The 19,177-nt window shown below is 36.2% G+C and carries 25 protein-coding genes; 4 read left to right on the plus strand and 21 right to left on the minus strand.

Annotation, left to right across the window (positions count from 1 at the left end; genetic code table 11):
- Positions 1-33: 33 nt before the first annotated feature.
- The 4 genes from ISU02_RS14360 (at position 34) to ISU02_RS14375 (ending at position 2,137) form a co-directional block, all read left to right on the plus strand.
- On the plus strand, positions 34-405 hold the full coding sequence (locus ISU02_RS14360) for a hypothetical protein (protein WP_194702533.1): 372 nt from the start codon (positions 34-36) through the stop codon (positions 403-405).
- A 26-nt stretch (positions 406-431) separates the two neighbouring features.
- Positions 432-650: a hypothetical protein gene (locus tag ISU02_RS14365; RefSeq protein ID WP_194702534.1), complete on the plus strand. Its 219-nt coding sequence runs from the start codon at positions 432-434 to the stop codon at positions 648-650.
- Between the two features lie 91 nt (positions 651-741).
- The gene (locus ISU02_RS14370) at positions 742-984 is read left to right on the plus strand and encodes a hypothetical protein (protein ID WP_194702535.1); all 243 of its coding nucleotides are present in this window, start codon (positions 742-744) and stop codon (positions 982-984) included.
- Between the two features lie 25 nt (positions 985-1,009).
- Positions 1,010-2,137: a Card1-like endonuclease domain-containing protein gene (locus ISU02_RS14375; protein ID WP_194702536.1), complete on the plus strand. Its 1,128-nt coding sequence runs from the start codon at positions 1,010-1,012 to the stop codon at positions 2,135-2,137.
- A 48-nt stretch (positions 2,138-2,185) separates the two neighbouring features.
- Here the strand turns inward: ISU02_RS14375 and ISU02_RS14380 are convergent, their stop codons facing one another.
- The 21 genes from ISU02_RS14380 to ISU02_RS14480 all read right to left on the minus strand — a co-directional run bounded on the left by ISU02_RS14380 (position 2,186) and on the right by ISU02_RS14480 (position 19,174).
- The gene (locus ISU02_RS14380; RefSeq protein ID WP_194702537.1) at positions 2,186-2,902 is read right to left on the minus strand and encodes a copper amine oxidase N-terminal domain-containing protein; all 717 of its coding nucleotides are present in this window, start codon (positions 2,900-2,902) and stop codon (positions 2,186-2,188) included.
- An 85-nt stretch (positions 2,903-2,987) separates the two neighbouring features.
- A complete protein-coding gene (locus ISU02_RS14385) occupies positions 2,988-3,584 on the minus strand; it encodes an NUDIX hydrolase (RefSeq protein ID WP_194702538.1) in 597 nt (198 codons plus the stop codon).
- 21 nt (positions 3,585-3,605) lie between these two features.
- Positions 3,606-3,938 carry a nucleoside triphosphate pyrophosphohydrolase gene (locus ISU02_RS14390; protein WP_194702539.1) on the minus strand — a complete coding sequence of 111 codons (333 nt, stop codon included), beginning with the start codon at positions 3,936-3,938 and terminating at the stop codon, positions 3,606-3,608.
- Between the two features lie 202 nt (positions 3,939-4,140).
- Positions 4,141-4,662 (minus strand): peroxiredoxin, encoded by a 522-nt coding sequence (locus ISU02_RS14395; protein ID WP_194702540.1) that lies wholly within the window; start codon positions 4,660-4,662, stop codon positions 4,141-4,143.
- A gap of 446 nt (positions 4,663-5,108) precedes the next feature.
- Complete coding sequence (locus ISU02_RS14400; RefSeq protein ID WP_194702541.1) at positions 5,109-6,074, minus strand: sugar-binding transcriptional regulator; 966 nt, start codon at positions 6,072-6,074, stop codon at positions 5,109-5,111.
- 410 nt (positions 6,075-6,484) lie between these two features.
- The gene (ispD, locus tag ISU02_RS14405; RefSeq protein WP_194702542.1) at positions 6,485-7,198 is read right to left on the minus strand and encodes a 2-C-methyl-D-erythritol 4-phosphate cytidylyltransferase; all 714 of its coding nucleotides are present in this window, start codon (positions 7,196-7,198) and stop codon (positions 6,485-6,487) included.
- A gap of 165 nt (positions 7,199-7,363) precedes the next feature.
- The gene (locus ISU02_RS14410) at positions 7,364-7,687 is read right to left on the minus strand and encodes a bh protein (protein ID WP_194702543.1); all 324 of its coding nucleotides are present in this window, start codon (positions 7,685-7,687) and stop codon (positions 7,364-7,366) included.
- A 316-nt stretch (positions 7,688-8,003) separates the two neighbouring features.
- Positions 8,004-8,429 carry a DUF3788 family protein gene (locus ISU02_RS14415; protein ID WP_194702544.1) on the minus strand — a complete coding sequence of 142 codons (426 nt, stop codon included), beginning with the start codon at positions 8,427-8,429 and terminating at the stop codon, positions 8,004-8,006.
- Entirely contained in the window at positions 8,426-8,557 is a 132-nt protein-coding gene (locus ISU02_RS14420) for a zinc ribbon domain-containing protein (protein WP_207736325.1), read from the minus strand. Before ISU02_RS14420 ends, ISU02_RS14415 begins: the two co-directional genes overlap by 4 nt.
- Complete coding sequence (locus ISU02_RS14425) at positions 8,554-8,928, minus strand: hypothetical protein (RefSeq protein ID WP_207736326.1); 375 nt, start codon at positions 8,926-8,928, stop codon at positions 8,554-8,556. Before ISU02_RS14425 ends, ISU02_RS14420 begins: the two co-directional genes overlap by 4 nt.
- Positions 8,929-9,087: 159 nt before the next feature.
- Positions 9,088-9,348, minus strand: a complete 261-nt coding sequence (locus tag ISU02_RS14430) for an HPr family phosphocarrier protein (RefSeq protein ID WP_194702547.1) — start codon at positions 9,346-9,348, stop codon at positions 9,088-9,090.
- Positions 9,349-9,394: 46 nt separating this feature from the next.
- A complete protein-coding gene (locus tag ISU02_RS14435; protein ID WP_194702548.1) occupies positions 9,395-10,687 on the minus strand; it encodes an NAD(P)H-dependent oxidoreductase in 1,293 nt (430 codons plus the stop codon).
- Between the two features lie 195 nt (positions 10,688-10,882).
- On the minus strand, positions 10,883-11,233 hold the full coding sequence (locus tag ISU02_RS14440) for a PTS glucitol/sorbitol transporter subunit IIA (protein ID WP_194702549.1): 351 nt from the start codon (positions 11,231-11,233) through the stop codon (positions 10,883-10,885).
- Between the two features lie 37 nt (positions 11,234-11,270).
- Positions 11,271-12,266, minus strand: a complete 996-nt coding sequence (gene srlE / locus ISU02_RS14445; RefSeq protein WP_407646444.1) for a PTS glucitol/sorbitol transporter subunit IIB — start codon at positions 12,264-12,266, stop codon at positions 11,271-11,273.
- A gap of 10 nt (positions 12,267-12,276) precedes the next feature.
- Positions 12,277-12,801, minus strand: a complete 525-nt coding sequence (gene srlA / locus ISU02_RS14450) for a PTS glucitol/sorbitol transporter subunit IIC (RefSeq protein ID WP_194702551.1) — start codon at positions 12,799-12,801, stop codon at positions 12,277-12,279.
- Positions 12,802-12,859: 58 nt separating this feature from the next.
- A complete protein-coding gene (locus ISU02_RS14455; protein ID WP_194702552.1) occupies positions 12,860-13,225 on the minus strand; it encodes a transcriptional regulator GutM in 366 nt (121 codons plus the stop codon).
- A gap of 315 nt (positions 13,226-13,540) precedes the next feature.
- Positions 13,541-14,401 (minus strand): lipoyl synthase, encoded by an 861-nt coding sequence (gene lipA, locus ISU02_RS14460; protein ID WP_194702604.1) that lies wholly within the window; start codon positions 14,399-14,401, stop codon positions 13,541-13,543.
- Complete coding sequence (gene lipB, locus ISU02_RS14465; protein ID WP_194702553.1) at positions 14,367-15,080, minus strand: lipoyl(octanoyl) transferase LipB; 714 nt, start codon at positions 15,078-15,080, stop codon at positions 14,367-14,369. Before lipB ends, lipA begins: the two co-directional genes overlap by 35 nt.
- A 23-nt stretch (positions 15,081-15,103) precedes the next feature.
- Entirely contained in the window at positions 15,104-16,804 is a 1,701-nt protein-coding gene (lpdA, locus tag ISU02_RS14470; protein WP_194702554.1) for a dihydrolipoyl dehydrogenase, read from the minus strand.
- Between the two features lie 26 nt (positions 16,805-16,830).
- Positions 16,831-18,180 carry a 2-oxo acid dehydrogenase subunit E2 gene (locus ISU02_RS14475; protein ID WP_194702555.1) on the minus strand — a complete coding sequence of 450 codons (1,350 nt, stop codon included), beginning with the start codon at positions 18,178-18,180 and terminating at the stop codon, positions 16,831-16,833.
- A 10-nt stretch (positions 18,181-18,190) separates the two neighbouring features.
- Entirely contained in the window at positions 18,191-19,174 is a 984-nt protein-coding gene (locus ISU02_RS14480; protein ID WP_194702556.1) for an alpha-ketoacid dehydrogenase subunit beta, read from the minus strand.
- Positions 19,175-19,177 lie beyond the last annotated feature (3 nt).

Genomic DNA, 19,177 nt, shown 5'->3' on the forward strand with positions numbered 1-19,177 from the left:
TATTTTCTTCATAAAATTTACTTGAGCATTCAAATGGGCGCAAATTGTAATACATTTTTATTACAATTTGTACCCATTTATGTTCCGATCCGCCCTTTAATGTATAATAGTTATGATGAAGGAGGTAAAGGACTTACGACTCAATTGTACAACCATATTGTTGAACATAACCGAGTGTATTCACTAGTTGCGCTTTCTTTAATGGTCTTGAAGCTGGAAATAATCGGCGTGCCTATTTTGTTAATTCTTCTAATCATTGATTTTAAAGAATCTGAATCTAAGGTAAAATTTATTTTAAGTGCCTTAGTCACTACCCTTATATTAGGCATCGTATTTCTACTCTTATTTTTCGGAGCACCTGCTCTTGATCATTATCTGTTTACACATCAACTTTACCCTTGCTAACTTACATATTTTAAAGGAGATTTAGAATGAATACTTTTGGCATACCGCCCATACACACACCCTTTTTTGTTATGATTTTACCTACTTTGATGCTTATTTTATATTTAGTTTTGATTTTTCTAGCCATCCGTTTTTTCATTCAATTTGATAGAGCTCAAAAGAAAATTGGTACAATAGAACATGATTTGAAAGAAATAAAAACTTATTTAAATCAAAAGCAATCTGAACATTCTACGCATATGTAAGCAGAACCTTTAGTTTTCATTGGACTTGCTTTCCATTAAAAATATACGATAATTGTATTAGAGATTAGAACATTAATAGGAGGCTCAAGAATTGAACAAGACACAAAGAGAATTTAGACGCAAAATGAAAGAGCTGGAAAAAGAAGGACTTGTAGACAAACAACCTCGTAGAACCCGTAGCATGAGACGTACCAGCGGATTAGGTGTTTTGGGCACCCTATTTATCGCTTGGAATCTTTGGGCCATGTGCACGTGGTTTTTTCCTGGATTAGCTTTTAGAATTTCGTATGGTATTCAGTCCGTTATCCATTTTGTATTCTCCATTTTCCAATAATTTAAATTCAATGAAAGAGGTCTTCATGATTAAAACACTTTATGTGAAACTCACGCATCATCCTATTTTTGAAGTCATGGGCATTTTCTCAATAAAGCCAGAACAGGTTATCTTAGTTGTACCTTCTGAAATTGATCTGAACTATGATCCCCAAGCTCTTCTCAATTCCATTCGGAAAAGAAGTCATGCAACGGTGTTGTTACAAACTATTGATTTTTCAAATATGGATATTGTTCATAATTTACTGTCGGGCATTCGTGATTGTGATGGCTTTCTTTTGAGTAATATGGATGCAATTGAAGATTTAGTGCTCTTCAAGGCACTTTCAGAAAATCGAAATAATATTTACTTCATTGAATCTGATGGTGACCTTTGGCACATGCAGGGCTCAAAAATTGAAAACATCCCCACAGAGGCACTTAAGTTAGATGATTTTTTTGAAAGCATCGGCGCACAGATTATTCATGATGAAAAGAAGTTTTACGTCCACAAGAGTTACAATACCATCCTAACTTGGATTAGTGATCACTATGAAGTATGGTCTTCCGTTAAATCCATCCTGAGATCACCTGCCTTGACAAAGTCAGTTGCTGAATCCGACTCTATATCGGTTCAAAAGGAGCTTACAGCACCTGCTGATAAAAAGGCCTTTCAGCTCTGGTTGGATTTTCTTTACAGCGAAAATATCATTCAGATCAAAAGGACTTCCGCTAAAATAATCATCCATTTTTCACATCATCATTTTAAAGAATATTTCATGAAGTTTGGAATGTGGTTTGAGCATATGATCTACACTTTGATTAAAGAAAATGCTCTTTTGGAAAATCTCAATACAGGTGTGCTCTTCTCTTGGGATACAAAACAAAATCTTGTGAAAAACGAATTAGATGTAGTTGGCGTTTCCGAAAATAGACTTGTTATCATTTCATGTAAAGACACAACAAGTATTAGTGAACATGCGCTCAATGAAATTGCCCTCTATTCGGATGAACTTGCTGAAGATTCCTCCATTAAAATTCTGGCCACCACAATGCAGCTGGATCAGGTACATCTTATTGCACGTGCCAAAACATTAGGCATTCATTTGCTTCACTACAGTGGCGATGGCGATGCTTTCGTACATGCACTAAAAGCATTGTTGGCTTCATCATGACGAACCAAAGGCTCTATGACCATCCCAATGGATGTCTAGAGCCTTTATTTAATAGATGACGTATGCAGTTGCTTGTCCAGGAACGGTAAAGGTCATAATCGGCGGCGAAATAACGTGTATATAGTCTCCCAGTGCTATGCTCGTATTTATAAAAGTAGAGTCCGTTTCACCGTGTACAATAACTTGATCTTCAGGGCCATCGGATTTTGCCTTTGAAGAAATCGTGATTGTCAACATGCCCTTTTCGTCGACTTGTGTATCTTGAATATAACCTTCATAGATTGCCATCTTTCGATCTGAAAAATTTATGGACTTGTCTTCAATATTCAATCCCACCTCTAAAATATCAGTAAAAAATTCAATGGGCACATAAGTCCGATTTTGATTAATCACTGGCGCATGACTGAGCGTGTGAGGTGCCATTTTATTTCTAAAGTAACTATTTTTATCAATATAGAGGCTTGTAAACTGAGCGCCCTTTATGAGATCCACCGATTTAGTCTTTGCATGCCATTTCACATCAAATCCAATTTGATCTAGTACGGGTTTCACAGGTATCATCAAGATTCCATCAATCCATTTAACAGGCTCTTCAAGTGCTATTTTTTCATCCAAATAGAAAACTTTATAGGTGTCTAATTCATCCTCCAGCGTTGCCGACGTTACACTGTCTACACCTTCGACAACATTCGCATCTGCAAATGTAAGCATACTTTGAGATACAATAATCAAACCTGTTAATACTAAAATAATTCTTTTTCTCATTTATCCTCCTCATCTATCTTGCTTTTCGATGTACTTTATGGCGTATGCGATTTTTATATTCTACCCTAAAGTGCCCCTTTTAAAATTAAAGCTTTTTAACATGCTCATGAATGTGTTTAAAAACTTCTTGATAATAGGGTGCCTTTCTAGGTACCAATTCTGACCGGATCAATTTTCCTTCGCCATTGTCCCCATAAAGACATTCCAGTGCCACTTCATCCACCTTATTGTAGATAAGCGCTTTAAAGGCCTCATAGTCACAAGCAACGATACTGTGAATTTCTTCAGGCGTAGAAGGTAACGGCTTAAAACCGTCTGTTATCAAAAGATGTACTCTTGCGATTTCTCGATCAAGCATACCTGGTTTAATAAAAACATCTTGAAAATCCAGTAAATAAATGAGTTTGTCATATGAAATTTCTAAACCTAGCTCTTCGGACAACTCTCTTGTGCTGTCATGATTTTCATCACTGCTATAATGTCCCGTGCATGAAGCATCATAACTCTTAGGAAATAGATCTTTTGTTGTAGCTCTTCGTTGCAAAATGATTTTTTGATGACTCTGATCATAAACCCAACAGTGGAACACATAATGCCATTTGCCATTTTCATGAACAATACGACGTTCTTCACTACCACACCATTTAAGATCTTCATTGTAGACGTTTAAGTATTCTGTCATTTTATGGTTACCCCTTTTATATCATTCATCTTCTTTTGGTCTTGTAACCTTTACAAGATTAACGCGTTCCTCAAACGAACCTCTTAAATCCGCTTTCGTACGCTGAATTCGCTTCATCTCTTCTTCGGAAACATTATGTGTTAAATGTAAACACCTAATAACTTCCAAAATATCGGCAAGTTCTTCAATGCTCTCTGAGTCTAAATATTCTTGCACTTCTTCCATGAGTTTATTTTTTAGCGCCTCAAGGTATGCCTTTTCGCTAAGTTTACTGACTTCATAAAGTGCACCACTTTCCGCAATTATTTGAGGTATTTTATCACGCACTAACTTATTATAATAAATTGTATTCATCGTTTTTCACTCCTTATATGTATTCTATTCTACTTTAATTAATAAACTCCTATTATTTTAACCCAATTTTTCAAAACTTGCCATAATAGAATTATAACTAAACACCAATTCACTCTACCCATACATTATAAAAAAAATCCCCTTCAATTAAGAAGGGGGGAATACTCTATCTTCAAGGATCTTAAATAAATTTCACTATTATCTATAAAAGTGCATCTCCATCTTCCCAATCCACTGGACATAATCCACCAGTTTGTAATGCCTTTAGCACTCTCAAAGTCTCATCAACACTTCTGCCAACATTGAGATCGTGTACGACACTATATCTTACTTTCCCTTCTGGGTCTATAATGAAGAGTCCACGAAGCGCAATACCCGCTTCTTCAATGAGAACACCATAATCCAATGATAGTTTTTTAGTTAAATCTGAACCCAATGGGAAATTGAGTTTGCCAAGATCACTATTAATCCATGCTTTATGTGAATGTTCACTATCAATGCTGACGCCTAATACATCTGCATCTAAAGCTTTGAAATCATCATATCTTTTAGAGTAAGCTGTGATTTCGGTCGGACATACAAATGTGAAATCAAGTGGATAAAAAAATAGCACAAGCCATTTACCCTTGTAATTACTCAATGACGCTTCTCCAAATCCACTGCCATCGCCTAAAGCAGTTGTTACACTAAACTCTGGTGCATTTTGACCTACGATTCTTTCCATGATTCAATTCCTCCTCATAATCTTATAGTTAAGGTGTAAACCCTTTTTCTATAAAGATTATATCACACTTTGTAATAATTACAATATGATTTTAATTATCAATTGCAAAAGTATTGCAAATGACCTTATAAGTATACAAGAGTAAATTGACCCGTTCGCTGGTGAACATGCCTCAGCACAGCTTTTGGCTCAAATCTTGTTGCATATAACAACATTTAAGTCATCTCTCAATGACTCAAAACGATTTTCGCTGACGCCGCTTTTGGCTCAAATCTTGTTGTTTTAATAAAAAAAGCTGCTTTATCAGCAGCTTTTAGACTCAAGCAGTTGGCAAACCAATTCAGAGGTTCTTTGCGAATAACATGCCTCTATAGGGTTGAACAAACTAAGCCGTGAATATGCCATCGTTAACGAATACGCCGACTTATGGTCCCTATGTACTTGATCTACTCTTCTTCTAAATTGTTAATAATTGCCATAGCCGCATTCAGATCCAATATCAAAACATCAAGATAATTGCCTTTCAACGCCGCCTTTATTGCTTCGACTTTCATTGTACCACCAGCAATCCCAATCGTTAACTTGGCATTTCGAAATTGTTCCAAAGTTATTCCTATAATCCGACTATTACTTTCAAATTTACTGCCATCACCATTCTTATCAATCAGCATATTGCTAACATCAGCTACAGCGCCTTCATTTACTAGTTTTTGAAGCTGTTCTTCTGTATAATAGCCACTTGAAATCATTGTGGATGTATTTAATTTTGGACAGCCAATACCAGACACAGCAATATCAAGGCAATCGTACAACTTCATTAATTCATTTATGCTTCTTTCTTCCATAAACAATTTTTTTCGATCTAAATCATCAACCATGGAAGGTGCAAGTAGTACTTTTGAATTTGCCCGAAACTTCTCTGCAAAATCTATTGCAATTTGGTTCGGATGAAGGTCAAACATGGCTTCGCCAATACCCCCACTTAAAGGAATAAACGTCAAACTGTTCTTTTTAGTGTTTGTAATATACCTAGGTATTAGTTTAACCGTTGTTCCCCAAGTAACACCAATAATTTGGTCACTCTTAACAATTCTCTCTAAATAAGCCGCTCCAGCTTTAGCCAGTTCATCTTTAATGACCTCGATGTTATCCGTGTTCACCTCAACAATAATAGCTTCCTTTAACCCAAATTTTTTTTCAAGAATATGCTCAATCTCTATGAATTTATATTCATAAGGATTAACTACTGTGATTTTTACAATACCATTCTGGATAGCACTATTCAAAATTCTTGATACAGTAGATTTTGAAATACCGAGTTTCTCAGAGATATCAGCTTGATTGAATCCCTCATCATAATACATCTGTGCACATCTCACCATTAATCTTTTGTCGTTAATTGCTTTTTCCATTTCCATTCTCCATACAAATATACTCTATACATAGAATATATTTCTTCATCTTATATTATTATTTATTTTATTGCCCATAATTGTGAAAAATTTATTTTATCCGGTCACTTTCTATGTACTCTAAAAGCATTCTATAATGTATCCAACTTCATAAATATATCCAACTTCATATGCACGTTATATTATAACATGAAAATATATTCATCGTCAGCAAAAAAAATAATTTTTTATTCAAAGTGTGCCTCCTAAAATGACATTCATACCAGCTAAAAATAGCTTATTCGGTTAATTTGGGCCCAAATAAGCTATCAAAAAAAAGAGAATTCGTTTTTTTTTTAACGATTTCTCTTTGCAAAATATGACCTTCTTTGGATCATTCTTTTTCATTTGTTTTTTAATTTACTATGGATTCACTTTTTATATCTGGTTCTGCCTTCTATTATCCTTTTCATCGTCAGTATATCATCTGGTATCGTAATTTTAATATTCTCATAACTCCCATCAACAATAAGAACTTTTTCATCCGTAAAAAGCTCAACCATCATGGCATCATCTGTTACATGCGCACATTCATCAATACCGATTTGATAAGCTTTTACAATTAAATCTCGGTGAAAAGCCTGGGGAGTCATGACCGAATACAATTTTTCTCTAGGAGGTGTATATTCAATTTCCTTGAACTCATTGATCAATTTATAAGTATTTTTAACAGGGACACCAACGACACAGGCTTTTCTTTCCCGCAGAGTATCCACAACGATGCTGATTTCTTCTTTATTAACTAATGGCCTAGCACCATCATGAATAAGGACATAATCTGTGTTTTCATCGAGCACCTTCAATCCGTTGTAAACAGAATTATAACGCTCCTTACCACCATACGCTATTTTAAAATTATTTTTTTTAAAGTACTTATTTAATACTTCATTTTTAACAATTTCTTCTTCATTTTGATTAATAACCAGAATAATGTCATCAATATATGCATGCTCTAGAAAGCACTGAATTGTATAAGCCAAAATTGGTTTGTCTTCAATCTTAAAGAACTGTTTATTAGATTTAGCCATCATTCTCTTGCCCTGACCTGCAGCTAATATAATAACAGATACATGTTTTTTTATCATTTATATACGCTCTCTTTAAAAGTGATTTATTATTTCGATTAGTGGTTAGGGGGCAAAAGTCAGTTTCGCCTCCCCCCTATACCATATGCTGTATCGCGTACTCTCTGTAACCGACATCATATGGTATGAAGGGGGCTCAACTTTTGCATTTTGACACCCTAGCGATTAGTCTTTCTCGATTTTTTTTATATCTTCAACTTCATTATAGACTCTTTTGGGTTTTGTAATCATCCTAGCCGGAAGATTTTTGATGAAATCATATAGATTTTTTCTCATTTCTTCGGTCATGCGATGCGGTTTGCTAATAATCCTCGTTAACCAATCATGTTTATATTGACTTAATAGCTCACTATGATTCAAACCCGTAGTTTTTCCACATTCTATACATGTTAAACTTTCAATTTCAGAATCAAAATAAATCACTTCATGATCCGTATCTTCATTACATTGTGTGCAAAAAAGTATAACATCAACTTTTGATATTTTCACTATTAACTCCTTTCTATCATGGTCGATTTCATATAATTATGCTTACCATAGTACTACTAAAAATAGCTTTGATAAGACTAAACATTCATAATAAAAATATGTCAAATGAATGTTATTTTATCATGTTAGGAACCAAAACACAATCTTAAAAATATATTTCCATAATGAGATCATTGGCAACGAAGCAAAGCTCATGAAGCGGCTAGACCGACAAAAAGGAAATGGAAGAATGGGAACAAGAATTTTATATCTTTTTTTCATTGTAAACATATGGGTTTTACTACTGTGTAGATTGATACGAGAGTGAAATTCTTCTCTATTTACATTTTATTTTTAGATTTAATACCTTCTCAAAGTCAGGCAATAATTCCTTATCTTTAATTTCAAACATACACTCATTCAGTCTTTTCACATTATCTTCTGTGGGAATTTGCTCTTTTATACGTGCTGCAATATCTAATGCACCTACTTTATGAATATGCTTTGCTGAAAAATAAAAGCCTGCCTTTATAAGGTCTGTCCAGATAGAAACCCAAACTATAGTTCTTTTTTTATGCTCAACTTTGCATAGCCATGACTTTCCATCGTTGTAGTATCGCCATGTATATGTAAGACCATAAGTATCAAATAATTCAATTAAAGAAAGATAGTGTTTATACATTTCACCGAGCTCGCATTTCAAAATATCTTCGTCAGGATATACATCAGGGTCATTTAGTAAAATCTTGCCTTCAGCTTTCATGCCACACCTCTCAAATCATTTTTTCTATTTTCATAACAATACTTACAATAGTCTTTCCATTTACCGCCGTCACTTTCTGTAGCGTACATTTCAATAGATATGATCATAAATAATCTACCTACTTTCATTCTAAGACCTTAAATATATTATAGCACACAAAGTTGATACCACGTGTCAACTTTAACAAGATTTGAGCCGAAAGCTGTGCTGAGGGATGTTCAACCTCAAACAGCATCAGTGAAAATCGGTTTGAGGCATCAAGTGATGACTCAAATGTTGCTATATGCAACAAGATTTGAGCCATAAGCTGTGCTGAGGGGTGTTCAACCTCAAACAGCGTCAGTGAAAATTGGTTTGAGGCATCAAGTGATGACTCAAATGTTGCTATATGCAACAAGATTTGAGCCATAAGCTGTGCTGAGGGGTGTTCAACCTCAAACAGCGTCAGTGAAAATTGGTTTGAGGCATCAAGTGATGACTCAAATGTTGCTATATGCAAAACACCCTAGACAGCGTTGTCTAGGGTGAGTAACCCAAAACAGCCTTGTTTCAGGTGAGCTTATCGCCGTCTTTTTTGTTTAAAATATAATACGAGTTCATCTCTATTTTACTTCACTGTTTAATCCACAATTCACCATAGAAGCGTTGACTCAATGAATTATCCTTTAAGGTTATTCAAAAATTCAAGAATTTCTTTGCCGACTTTTTCAGCTTCATCGCCATCAACAACAAGCTTCGCTTTAGTTCCTGCGGTATAAGCACCAGATAGAATACTTATTACACTTTTAGGATTGGTAACCGTTTCGCCCTTTATCAATTCAATTTTATTTGAATAATTTTTACAGAACTTAGCAAATTCTGTAGCAGGTCTTGCGTGAAGTCCTGTTTGATTATTTATTGTTACCATTGCTTCAAACATTACGTCCCCCCCATTTTTAGTATCTTATCGCAGTTATCAAAACAACCTAACCGATAAGTAGTTCTTGTAACTCTCTAAGCTTATAAATAAGTGTTGACTTGTCTAAATCAACCATATCATAAGTTATTTCTTGACCTTTTTTAACTTCTTTAGTGATCGTTGCACCAGCTGCCAAACCAATTGGGAGCAATCTTTCTTTTTTAGCGGTCTCATAGGTATCTATTGAAGCATATACAGTATATTGACCAAGCCCGTCAATTTTATCTCCAGGATGCAAATCTTTTTTAGCAATTGTAATCACTTCTGCAACTAATGGACCATCCATAGGTTGAATAGTAGGTTCATTATAAAGCACGCATCTTGCTGCTGTCAATGGCGTTTCGAGACTTGTTAAGTGATATGGTCTATAGAAGGTGTAGTTTGGACCTTCTCCCATACTTAAATACTGAAGTTCATGGTGAATTTGATCATTATCTGTTGTTACAACAATAAACACACCAGGTGCCACACCATTAACATAATCTACTATACCATACTTATTAAGTACGCCACCTTCTTCTTTTAATCTAAAGATCTTTGTCAAGTCCTCTACACCACCTACTGCTGCGTGAGCACCACGAACATCAGGTATAAAGCCCATTGAGTTTGCCATAGCCGCCATCTCAATCATGGTTTTTGTGCCATCCTTGAATTCACAAAGCATCTTTGGTGCAACACCCTCTCTTTCAGCCTGTTCTCTACAACTGTCTGGAGTACTTTCAAGATTTACTGGATTATTTTTCCCTTTACCAATTGCAACAACTTCAAATCCCATACCGTCTGCAAAGTCATATAATTCACGTACCGACCCCGGTTCATCACCTGCTGTTCCTGTATAAATGACACCTGCGTTAACAGCTAATTTTTTAAGGATTGGTCCAATAACCACATCCGTTTCAACATTTAACATTACAATATGTTTTTTGTTTAAGATTGTATCCAAGGCAATACGTGCACCAACATCAGGTGACCCAGTTGCATCAACTACAACGTCAACCAATGTCGCTTGTGATACAAGCGCCGAATTACTCGTAACAATATACTTATCTTCAGCCATAAATTTATTAGCCTCTTCAAGAGTGTTCACTTGTACGACATCTTTAGCATCAATCCCAGCATTATTAAATGCTTCAATTGCCGATTGAACATTGATGTCCGCTACTATAGCTGGCATCATAGCATGCATCTTAGTCATTTGACTAACCATACCTTTACCCATCTGACCAGCACCTACAAGACCAACTCTAATCTTTTTACCTTGTGCTTCATATTCTTTTAATTTTGTGTTTAATCCTAACATATTAATGCCTCCTTGTAGAGAAAAATTTCTCACTGTGAATTTTATTTCTTATTGTGCAAAAAAAAAATTTCTTATGTTGATAATTTAGGAGCAAGTCTTTGTGTATAAATTAAATTGAATTCATACACAAAGAAACTTTGCCCTTCCAAATCATGCTCAATTGAATCCATAAATCTAAAATTACATAATGTCCTCTTACTCAATTTTGATCAAATCACCCGGTTTGACATGTGCTATTGGATTGCCTGTCAAAGCAATCTCTCCAGGTAAATCAACTTTCTCTACGCCGAACTTTAATGTGCAGTGACCTAAAGATTTTAAAGTGTGATTAGCTTCTTCACCTACGTCCTGCACCGTATAATCAAGCGTGCCAATCGTAACCTTATCTCCAACTTTAACGGCCTCTTTTAGTTCTGCTATTGTGTGTAAAACTGAAATTTCAGCTAACTCAGCTGGAGCATTCTCATTAAATAATATATATATATTACCCTCCAACATATCACTAACTAAATCACCAAGTCCTGTTACTATAACCTCATACTTCATATACACTCACTTTCAATCCCTTAATTGCCTACCACTATTAGTATAAGCCAAAACTTGCTAAATAAGCAATAACAACTGATATCGGACCTGTTACTAATCTTGATATCAATATTGCAGGTACACCAATTTCAACTGTTTCAGGTTCTGCTTCTGCTAATGACAATCCAACTGGAATAAAGTCACAACCTACTTGTGGGTTTATAGCAAATAATGCTGGTAATGCATACTGCGGTGGAATATTCCCTTTTCCAATCTCTACACCTACAAGAACACCAACCACCTGAGCAATAACTGCCCCTGGACCTAACAATGGTGAAAGAATTGGAATAGCCGCTACAACAGAGATAAGAAGTAAACCAGGAATAGTGGATGAAAATGGTGCAACCCAATCAGCAATTATATTACCAATACCAGATTTAAGAATAATCCCTATCAACATTGAAACAAATGCCATAAAAGGCAATACGTTTCTGATGATCATGTCAATTGTTTCCTTACCTGCCGAATAGAAAACACCCACAACTTTACCAGCGCCTCTGCCAATTGATTCAAGGATATTAGGTTTCTTAGTTTGAGTTCTCTTCGAAAGAGCAACATAAGTTTCATCTTTTGGCGTTTCAGCTTTTGCCTCACTTGCTTTTGATGAAAGTACTTCACCATCACCAACCAGCTCAATGTTAAGTTCTTTTACACCTGATACATATATATCTTCATTCATAAAAGCTGCCAAAGGACCTGACTTTCCTACAGGCGTTAAATTTATAGTAAAGATCTTCTTCTTAGGATACACACCACATCTTGCAGTGCCGCCACAATCAACTACTGCTACCATAATTTGATCATCAGGTACTGATGTTGCGAATCCATCAACTACTCTACCGCCTGTTAAATCTGCAATCTTTTGTGAAACGGGATCAATCCCTCCCCCAGTAACGGATAGTACAACATTTCTAGTTTCAGTTGGTTTAATGACTAATGGTCCACCCCAACCGCTTGAGCCTCTAGTTATTTTAACTGCATTATATGACATAATCAATTCCCCCTTAAGCTTCAGATCGCTTCTTAATCATTGTCTTAGTAATAGCTTCAGTTACAATACCTCTCATTAGAATAACAACAATACCTACAAGTAAATATCTCATTGCTAAATCACCTAACGGAAGCCCCAATGTAGTGATCCCATTAGCTATTCCTAAATATACAAATAACTCGCCCGCATTAGCATGAGGGAAAATACCTGTGATTGGATGAACAAACGAAACAGCCGCATCATAAAATGCTGGTTTCAATTCTTCTTTTACAAAGCGCCCAAACGAGTAGCACATCGGATTTGTCAAGAAAAATACAGATAAAATTGGAAAAATTGTGTACCTTGTTAGCCTATACTTTGTTGTTGCCTTAGCTAGGTTCTCTACTTTTTCTTCTCCTACTAATTTGATAATCGCATTAACAAATGTAATCAAAACGACTAGTGTTGGTATAATGCCTGTTACCAAACCCATGAACACTGATCCACCTTCATTAAACAAACCAATGAAGCCTTCAGCTAAACCAGATAAAAAACTCATACTTTTTCCTCCCAAAACTTATTTTTTTTATTAATAAATAAACAGTTCAGGCATCCCCCTACTCATTTCCTCCTTCCAATGCCTGCAATATAGCTTTCTTTTGCTGTTTATTTTTTAATCCTTCAAGTAACGTTTCTTGGTTATCTACTGACCTACCCACTATGCTATTCAGTTTTCTAAATTTATTAAATACTGTAATCCCCCTCATTTCTTCTGCATCAATCACTACGCGTTCATCATCTACTACCACAAGAACAATACTGCCTTCTTTCAATTTGCCTTTTGCCTGACCTACGAGTACTTTCCCTTTATGTCGTAATGCTCTGACCCTTTTTTTGAAATTCATTAGCTGAAAATAAGTCAATACAAATTGAAGAATCCACAGAGAAAATACAATTATCACCACTTTTGTAACATCACTCATCTACGCCATCTCCCCATCTCACACCTCATCGCCAACAATGCCAAGCTTTATGTATAGCAGCTCTTGGAATTATTGGTATCTAACATTATTGCCTCAAGTAATGCCATTCTATTTTAACCTTTATTCAATTCAGAATTTTATTTCCGTGTATGAATTTTATTTCTTTATCTTATTGTATTAATTTTAGTACTTGTTGTCAACGATTGTTAAATTCTTAATTTATGATATTGAATTTTATTTTTTTCAGTCCATCCTTAATATTTGTCAAATTGCTTTTATCATGTGAATGTTTTTATATGCCTAAATGAGTTTGGATTACTGCCTTAACTTCTTAATCGCCTCAATTGCATTATAGGAACTTCTTACAAATGGTCCACTTGCAACATAAGGTATGCCCATCTTCTTACCAATGGTTTCATAGCGTTTAAATTGATCAGGGTGTACAAATGTCTTAACAGGTAGTTGTTGCTGTGAAGGTTGCAAATACTGTCCAATAGTTAAAATATCACAGTCTATCTCAACGATATCTTTCATGAGTTGAATAACCTCATCTTCTGTTTCTCCTAAGCCGACCATAATACCCGTTTTAGTCAAAATATCAGGTCTAAGCTGCTTTACTCTTTTTAAAAGTTCAAGGGAACGACTATAATTCGCCATTGGACGCACTGTTTCATATAATCTAGGTACTGTCTCCAAATTATGATTAAGAATTTCAGGAGAAGTCTCTAAGATTGTTATTAGATCTTGTTCAGAGCCTTGTAGATCTGGAATAAGAACCTCAACTGTGATGCCCTCATTGATATGGTGTAACGCTTCAATTGTCCTTGCATAATGCTTTGCGCCATTATCCGCTAAGTCATCTCTGGTTACAGAAGTTACAACAACATGCTTCAATTCCATTTTCTGAGCTGCTTCGGCAACCATTTGTGGTTCTTGTTCATCTAAATAAGTCGGCAACCCTTTCTGAACAGCACAGAATCTACAATTTCTTGTACAGAGATCCCCTAAAATCATAAACGTAGCTGTCCCTTTTGAAAAACACTCCCCTAAATTAGGACAATTCGCTTCTTGACAAACAGTATGCAAGTTCAGCTTTTCCATCAAATCTTGAATTTTATGATACTCATCTTTAGTCGCCGCTTTAGCTTTCAACCACTCTGGTTTTTGAGTTTTGATCAGCAATTTTCTTCACCTCCTCAGGGGTTACAAGTTGAATAGAACAGTCAAAAACCGTCTCAAAAGCGCCTATTAGATTCATAGTCAAATCATGTCCTGAAACGCGTTTGCCCTTTTCTTGAATTGAAGTCACCCCAAATTCTTTAATGCCGCAGGGACAAATATTTCTAAAATGATCCATGTTTGGATGATTATTCAATCCAATACCATGCATTGTTATCCATTTTTTCACCGCAACACCTACTGCACAAATTTTCTCATCATCTATCCATACGCCTCTATAGCCTTTTTTTCTACCACAATTCAAATCGTATTGATCGAGGGTCTTGATGACCCACTCTTCCAAGCTATTGACATACCAACGCACATCCTTGGAAAAATGGGTAAGGTTCAAGATCGGATATACGACCTGCTGTCCAGGACCATGATAAGTCACGCTACCGCCTCTATTACTGTCATACAAACAAAATCCTTTTTGCGTTAACTGTGCTCTATCCAATAGTATATCCTCATCTAAGGTAGACACCCCAAAAGTGTAAGTCGGTGGATGCTCTACAAATAATAAGAATCCAGCCCTCTCGGGATTTTCATCCATTGCTTTCATCAAATTATGTTGAAGATTATACGCTTCCTCATATGCCATACGATTGAGATTCGTACAAAGAATTTTCTGCATCATATCACCTCTTAAAATATAGACCATTATTTTTTAATCATATGCAGACAATTGCCCAAGGCATCATTTAAAGCTTCCATTAATGCCTCCGAGTACGTAGGATGTGCATGAATAAGCGTTGCAGCCTCATTCACTGTTATTTCTGTAGCCATGAGCATCGCAGCTTCATTGATCAACTCAGCAGCATTTGGTCCAATAATATGCACCCCTAAGATCTCACCATATTTTTTAGAGACAATCACTTTAACAAATCCAACACCTTCACCAGAAGACAGAGCTCTTCCGTTAACACCAAAATCAAAGCTACCAATAGAAATTGCTTCTTTTTTAGCGGCTTCTTCTTGAGTTAATCCAACCGATCCCACTTCAGGAGAAGTATAAATACAACTCGGTACGAATTTTAAATTCACTGTATGATTCTCACCAAATGCATTTGCGCCTGCTACCTCGCCCATTTTGTAAGCTGCATGCGCTAATGTATTTAAGCCGTTTATATCTCCAGCAGCATAAACACCTGGAATACTCGTTTCCATTTTGTCGTTAACTTTTACCTTATTTTTTTCCATAACAGGTTTTAAATCACCTAAGCACGATAGATCTGGTACACGACCGATAGATAAAAGGACTTTATCTACGACGATCTTCGAACCATCATTTATATGAATGGTTAAGGCTTCAGAAGAAGGTTCAATAGATTCTACTGCTAATGCGGTCATAATTTTAATGCCTTTTTTCTTTAACTGATTAGTCAATTCTGCAGAAATATCCTTATCCATCATCGGTACAATTCTATCCATTGTTTCAATAATAGTGACTTCACTTCCAAAGGCATTAAATATTGAAGCCATTTCAACACCAATAACGCCACCACCAATAATGGCAAGTCTGCTAGGCACTTCTTGAATATCTAAGATTTGTGTACTATCAAGCACACCTTCTGAATCAATGCCTGGAATATTGATTCTAGAAACTTTTGAACCACCCGCTAATATAATCTTCTTACCAGTAACTATTTTAGCATTATCCACGATAACACTGGTACTGCTTTTTAATACACCTGTTCCGTTTATAGTATCAACACCATAACTTTTATGGATCATACTAATACCGCCTGTAAGCATTTTGACAACTTTGTTCTTTTCTTTGATTACGGTTGGCATATCCACTTTAACATCTGGATTACTGATCAAGATGCCTCTCTGCTTTGCATGAGAAATATGTTCAATGAGTTCAGCTGATTTTAACAATGTTTTAGTCGGTATACAGCCTCTATTCAAGCAAGTTCCACCGACTATATCTCTCTCAATCAGCGCAACTTTACCACCAAGCTGGGCCACTTTTGTCGCTGCAATATAACCAGCAGGACCACCGCCAACAATAATGACATCATACTCAGAGTCGCTTTTAGAATCAGCAAGAGGTTTTGAGGCAGACTTATCTTCCTTATTCGCTTTTTCTGTTTTTGAAACTGCATCTTGAATGACTTCACCTAGTTCACCGATATAGCCTATAACTGTAAATACAGGAAGTTCATCGCCTTCATCAGCAGTGATCTTAAGAAGTACACCCTCAACTTCTGATTCTACTTCCATGTTGACCTTATCTGTTGAAATTTCAAGGATTGGTTCTCCCTTTTCTATTGAATCCCCTTCCTTTTTCAACCACTTAACAACAGTACCCATTTCCATTGACATGCCAGCTTTAGGCATAATAATTTCTGTAGCCACGTTAAACTCCTTTCTTCGCCCCTGTACTAAATAAGAGTTGTAATTGGATTTTCCATCAACTTTTTAAGGTAAGCCAAAAATTCTGCTGCTGGCGCTCCATCAACAATACGGTGGTCAAATGTCAATGACAATGTCATCATTGGCTGTATTACCATCTCACCTTCAACAGCAACAACTCTATCAATAATTGCGTTGACACCCAGAATAGCTGCATTTGGTAAATTGATAATTGGACTGAAGCTACTAATGCCATAGCCACCTAAATTACTAATGGTGAATGTAGAGCCTTCCATTTCATTTGGACTCAATTTATTTTCTTTTGTACGGGTAATAAGGTCTTTAAAGGCGACAACGACTTCACTTAAACTCATTTTGTCTACACCCTTGACAACAGGCACCTTTAACGTATTATTTACATCAACTGCCATTGCCATGTTCACATAATGATGCAACACAATGCCTTCATCTGTCAATGAAGCGTTCATGATCGGGTATTTTATTAGAGCTTTACTAACAATAAATGTAATAATATCTGTAAATGTAATCTTCATGCCTGTACTCTCTTGAATTGAATCTCGAATCTGTTCACGAAAAGCCTTTACATTTGTCATATTAACGTCCATATTCAATACAACAGCTGGTACTGAAAAATAGCTTTCGCTCATGCGGTCGGCAATGACTTTTCGAACACCTTTCATAGGAATGAGCGTTGTTTCACCAACAGATTCAGATTCTTTAAAAGTAGGTGTGCTCTGCTCATTAATTCCTGGTAAATCCCTTTTTGTTATTTTTCCGTCAAATCCACTACCTGTAATATTCGAAGTATCAATACCATCTACTTCTGAAATACGTTTGGCCAATGGTGTTATCTTACTTTCCTTGTCCAAATGTGCCACATAATCCAATACATCTTGAAGTTGGATACGCCCTTTAGGGCCATTGCCATCTATATCGATCAAATCAATATTATTCTTTTTTGCTTCTTTTCTTGAAGCTGGTGTTGCTCTGACTTTACCTGGCGGCTTTTGATAATCTTTAGCTTCTGTTGCCTTCTGATCCACTTCAATCTCCGGTTTTACATCAGCTGGAGGCGTATTTTTTTCCTGGAGTTTATCGGATTGGTCAGGAATAACTTCACCTGCATCTCCTATATAAGCAAGTACAGTAAAAACAGGTAACTCTTCCTCTTTTTCAGCTAATATTTTCAAAAGAACACCACTCACTTCTGCTTCTACTTCCATATTGACTTTATCTGTTAGAATCTCAAGGATAGGCTCTCCTTTTTCAACAAGATCGCCTTCTTTTTTTAACCATTTTACAACGGTTCCTACTTCCATAGACATACCGGCTTTGGGCATAATAACTTCAGTTGCCATAAGACTCCTCCTATCTATTCAAAACTTTGCGAATCGCGGCTTCTATATCATCTACACTCGGGACACAAGCAGCTTCAAGAACTGGATTATAAGGAATTGGCACGTCTTTACCTGCACATCGAATTACTGGGGCATCTAAATAATCGAAAGCCTCGCTTTCTGTTATAACCGCAGAAATTTCACCAGCATAACCACCCGTTTTTACGGCTTCATTAATGACAATCGCTCTACCTGTTTTAATGACAGATTTAATAATTGTCTCTTTATCTAGAGGCACTAAAGTTCTAGGATCAACAATTTCTACACTAATACCTTCTTCTGCTAATTTTTCAGCCACAGCTTCAACTCTTTGAAGCATTCTGCCATAAACAACTACCGTAACATCTGTGCCTTCTCTTTTAATATCTGCTTTACCTATTTCAACTATGAAATCCTCATCTTCTGGCACTTCAAACTTCGTACGATACAATAGTTTCTGTTCTATAAATATTACTGGGTTATCATCTCTAATAGCCGCTTTTAAAAGACCCTTAGCATCTGCAGCTGTGGAGGGTGCAATTACTTTCAGTCCCGGAACATGGCAAAACCACGCCTCTAAACTTTGACTATGTTGCGCTGCCGCTCCAGCACCTGATCCTGCTGGCATCCTAAGAACCATAGGTACCTTTGCTTTACCACCAAACATATAGCGCATTTTCGCCGCTTGATTGACCATTGAATCCATTGCTATTGTAGAAAAATCCATAAACATCAATTCAGCAATTGGTCTAAGACCTGTTACCGCCGCTCCTGCTGCTGCTCCTGCGATCACCGCCTCTGAGATAGGCGTATCTTTTACGCGCTCTTCTCCAAACTCTTCAAACATACCTACTGATACACCGAATGCACCGCCGTATATACCAATATCTTCTCCCATAAATATGATGTTTTTATCGCGACGCATTTCCTCACTCATGGCTTCTCTTATGGCTTCAGCATATGTCATTGTTTTCATATT

It is taken from the genome of Fusibacter ferrireducens, assembly GCF_015352425.1.
Lineage (GTDB): Bacteria > Bacillota > Clostridia > Peptostreptococcales > Acidaminobacteraceae > Fusibacter_A > Fusibacter_A ferrireducens.

Excerpts from the sequence above, each read along its gene's own strand:
- ISU02_RS14380 (WP_194702537.1), bottom strand. The coding sequence starts at position 2,902 with ATGAGAAAAAGAATTATTTTAGTATTAACAGGTTTGATTATTGTATCT.
- ISU02_RS14400 (WP_194702541.1), bottom strand. The coding sequence starts at position 6,074 with ATGGAAAAAGCAATTAACGACAAAAGATTAATGGTGAGATGTGCACAG.
- lipB (WP_194702553.1), bottom strand. The coding sequence starts at position 15,080 with ATGATGCAGAAAATTCTTTGTACGAATCTCAATCGTATGGCATATGAG.
- ISU02_RS14385 (WP_194702538.1), bottom strand. The coding sequence starts at position 3,584 with ATGACAGAATACTTAAACGTCTACAATGAAGATCTTAAATGGTGTGGT.
- ISU02_RS14365 (WP_194702534.1), top strand. The coding sequence starts at position 432 with ATGAATACTTTTGGCATACCGCCCATACACACACCCTTTTTTGTTATG.
- ISU02_RS14440 (WP_194702549.1), bottom strand. The coding sequence starts at position 11,233 with ATGAAGTATGAGGTTATAGTAACAGGACTTGGTGATTTAGTTAGTGAT.
- ispD (WP_194702542.1), bottom strand. The coding sequence starts at position 7,198 with ATGATAAAAAAACATGTATCTGTTATTATATTAGCTGCAGGTCAGGGC.
- ISU02_RS14420 (WP_207736325.1), bottom strand. The coding sequence starts at position 8,557 with ATGAAAGTAGGTAGATTATTTATGATCATATCTATTGAAATGTACGCT.
- srlA (WP_194702551.1), bottom strand. The coding sequence starts at position 12,801 with ATGAGTTTTTTATCTGGTTTAGCTGAAGGCTTCATTGGTTTGTTTAAT.
- ISU02_RS14395 (WP_194702540.1), bottom strand. The coding sequence starts at position 4,662 with ATGGAAAGAATCGTAGGTCAAAATGCACCAGAGTTTAGTGTAACAACT.
- ISU02_RS14430 (WP_194702547.1), bottom strand. The coding sequence starts at position 9,348 with ATGTTTGAAGCAATGGTAACAATAAATAATCAAACAGGACTTCACGCA.
- ISU02_RS14435 (WP_194702548.1), bottom strand. The coding sequence starts at position 10,687 with ATGTTAGGATTAAACACAAAATTAAAAGAATATGAAGCACAAGGTAAA.
- ISU02_RS14375 (WP_194702536.1), top strand. The coding sequence starts at position 1,010 with ATGATTAAAACACTTTATGTGAAACTCACGCATCATCCTATTTTTGAA.
- ISU02_RS14455 (WP_194702552.1), bottom strand. The coding sequence starts at position 13,225 with ATGAGTGATGTTACAAAAGTGGTGATAATTGTATTTTCTCTGTGGATT.
- ISU02_RS14480 (WP_194702556.1), bottom strand. The coding sequence starts at position 19,174 with ATGAAAACAATGACATATGCTGAAGCCATAAGAGAAGCCATGAGTGAG.
- ISU02_RS14415 (WP_194702544.1), bottom strand. The coding sequence starts at position 8,429 with ATGAAAGCTGAAGGCAAGATTTTACTAAATGACCCTGATGTATATCCT.
- ISU02_RS14475 (WP_194702555.1), bottom strand. The coding sequence starts at position 18,180 with ATGGCAACTGAAGTTATTATGCCCAAAGCCGGTATGTCTATGGAAGTA.
- ISU02_RS14390 (WP_194702539.1), bottom strand. The coding sequence starts at position 3,938 with ATGAATACAATTTATTATAATAAGTTAGTGCGTGATAAAATACCTCAA.
- ISU02_RS14360 (WP_194702533.1), top strand. The coding sequence starts at position 34 with ATGGGCGCAAATTGTAATACATTTTTATTACAATTTGTACCCATTTAT.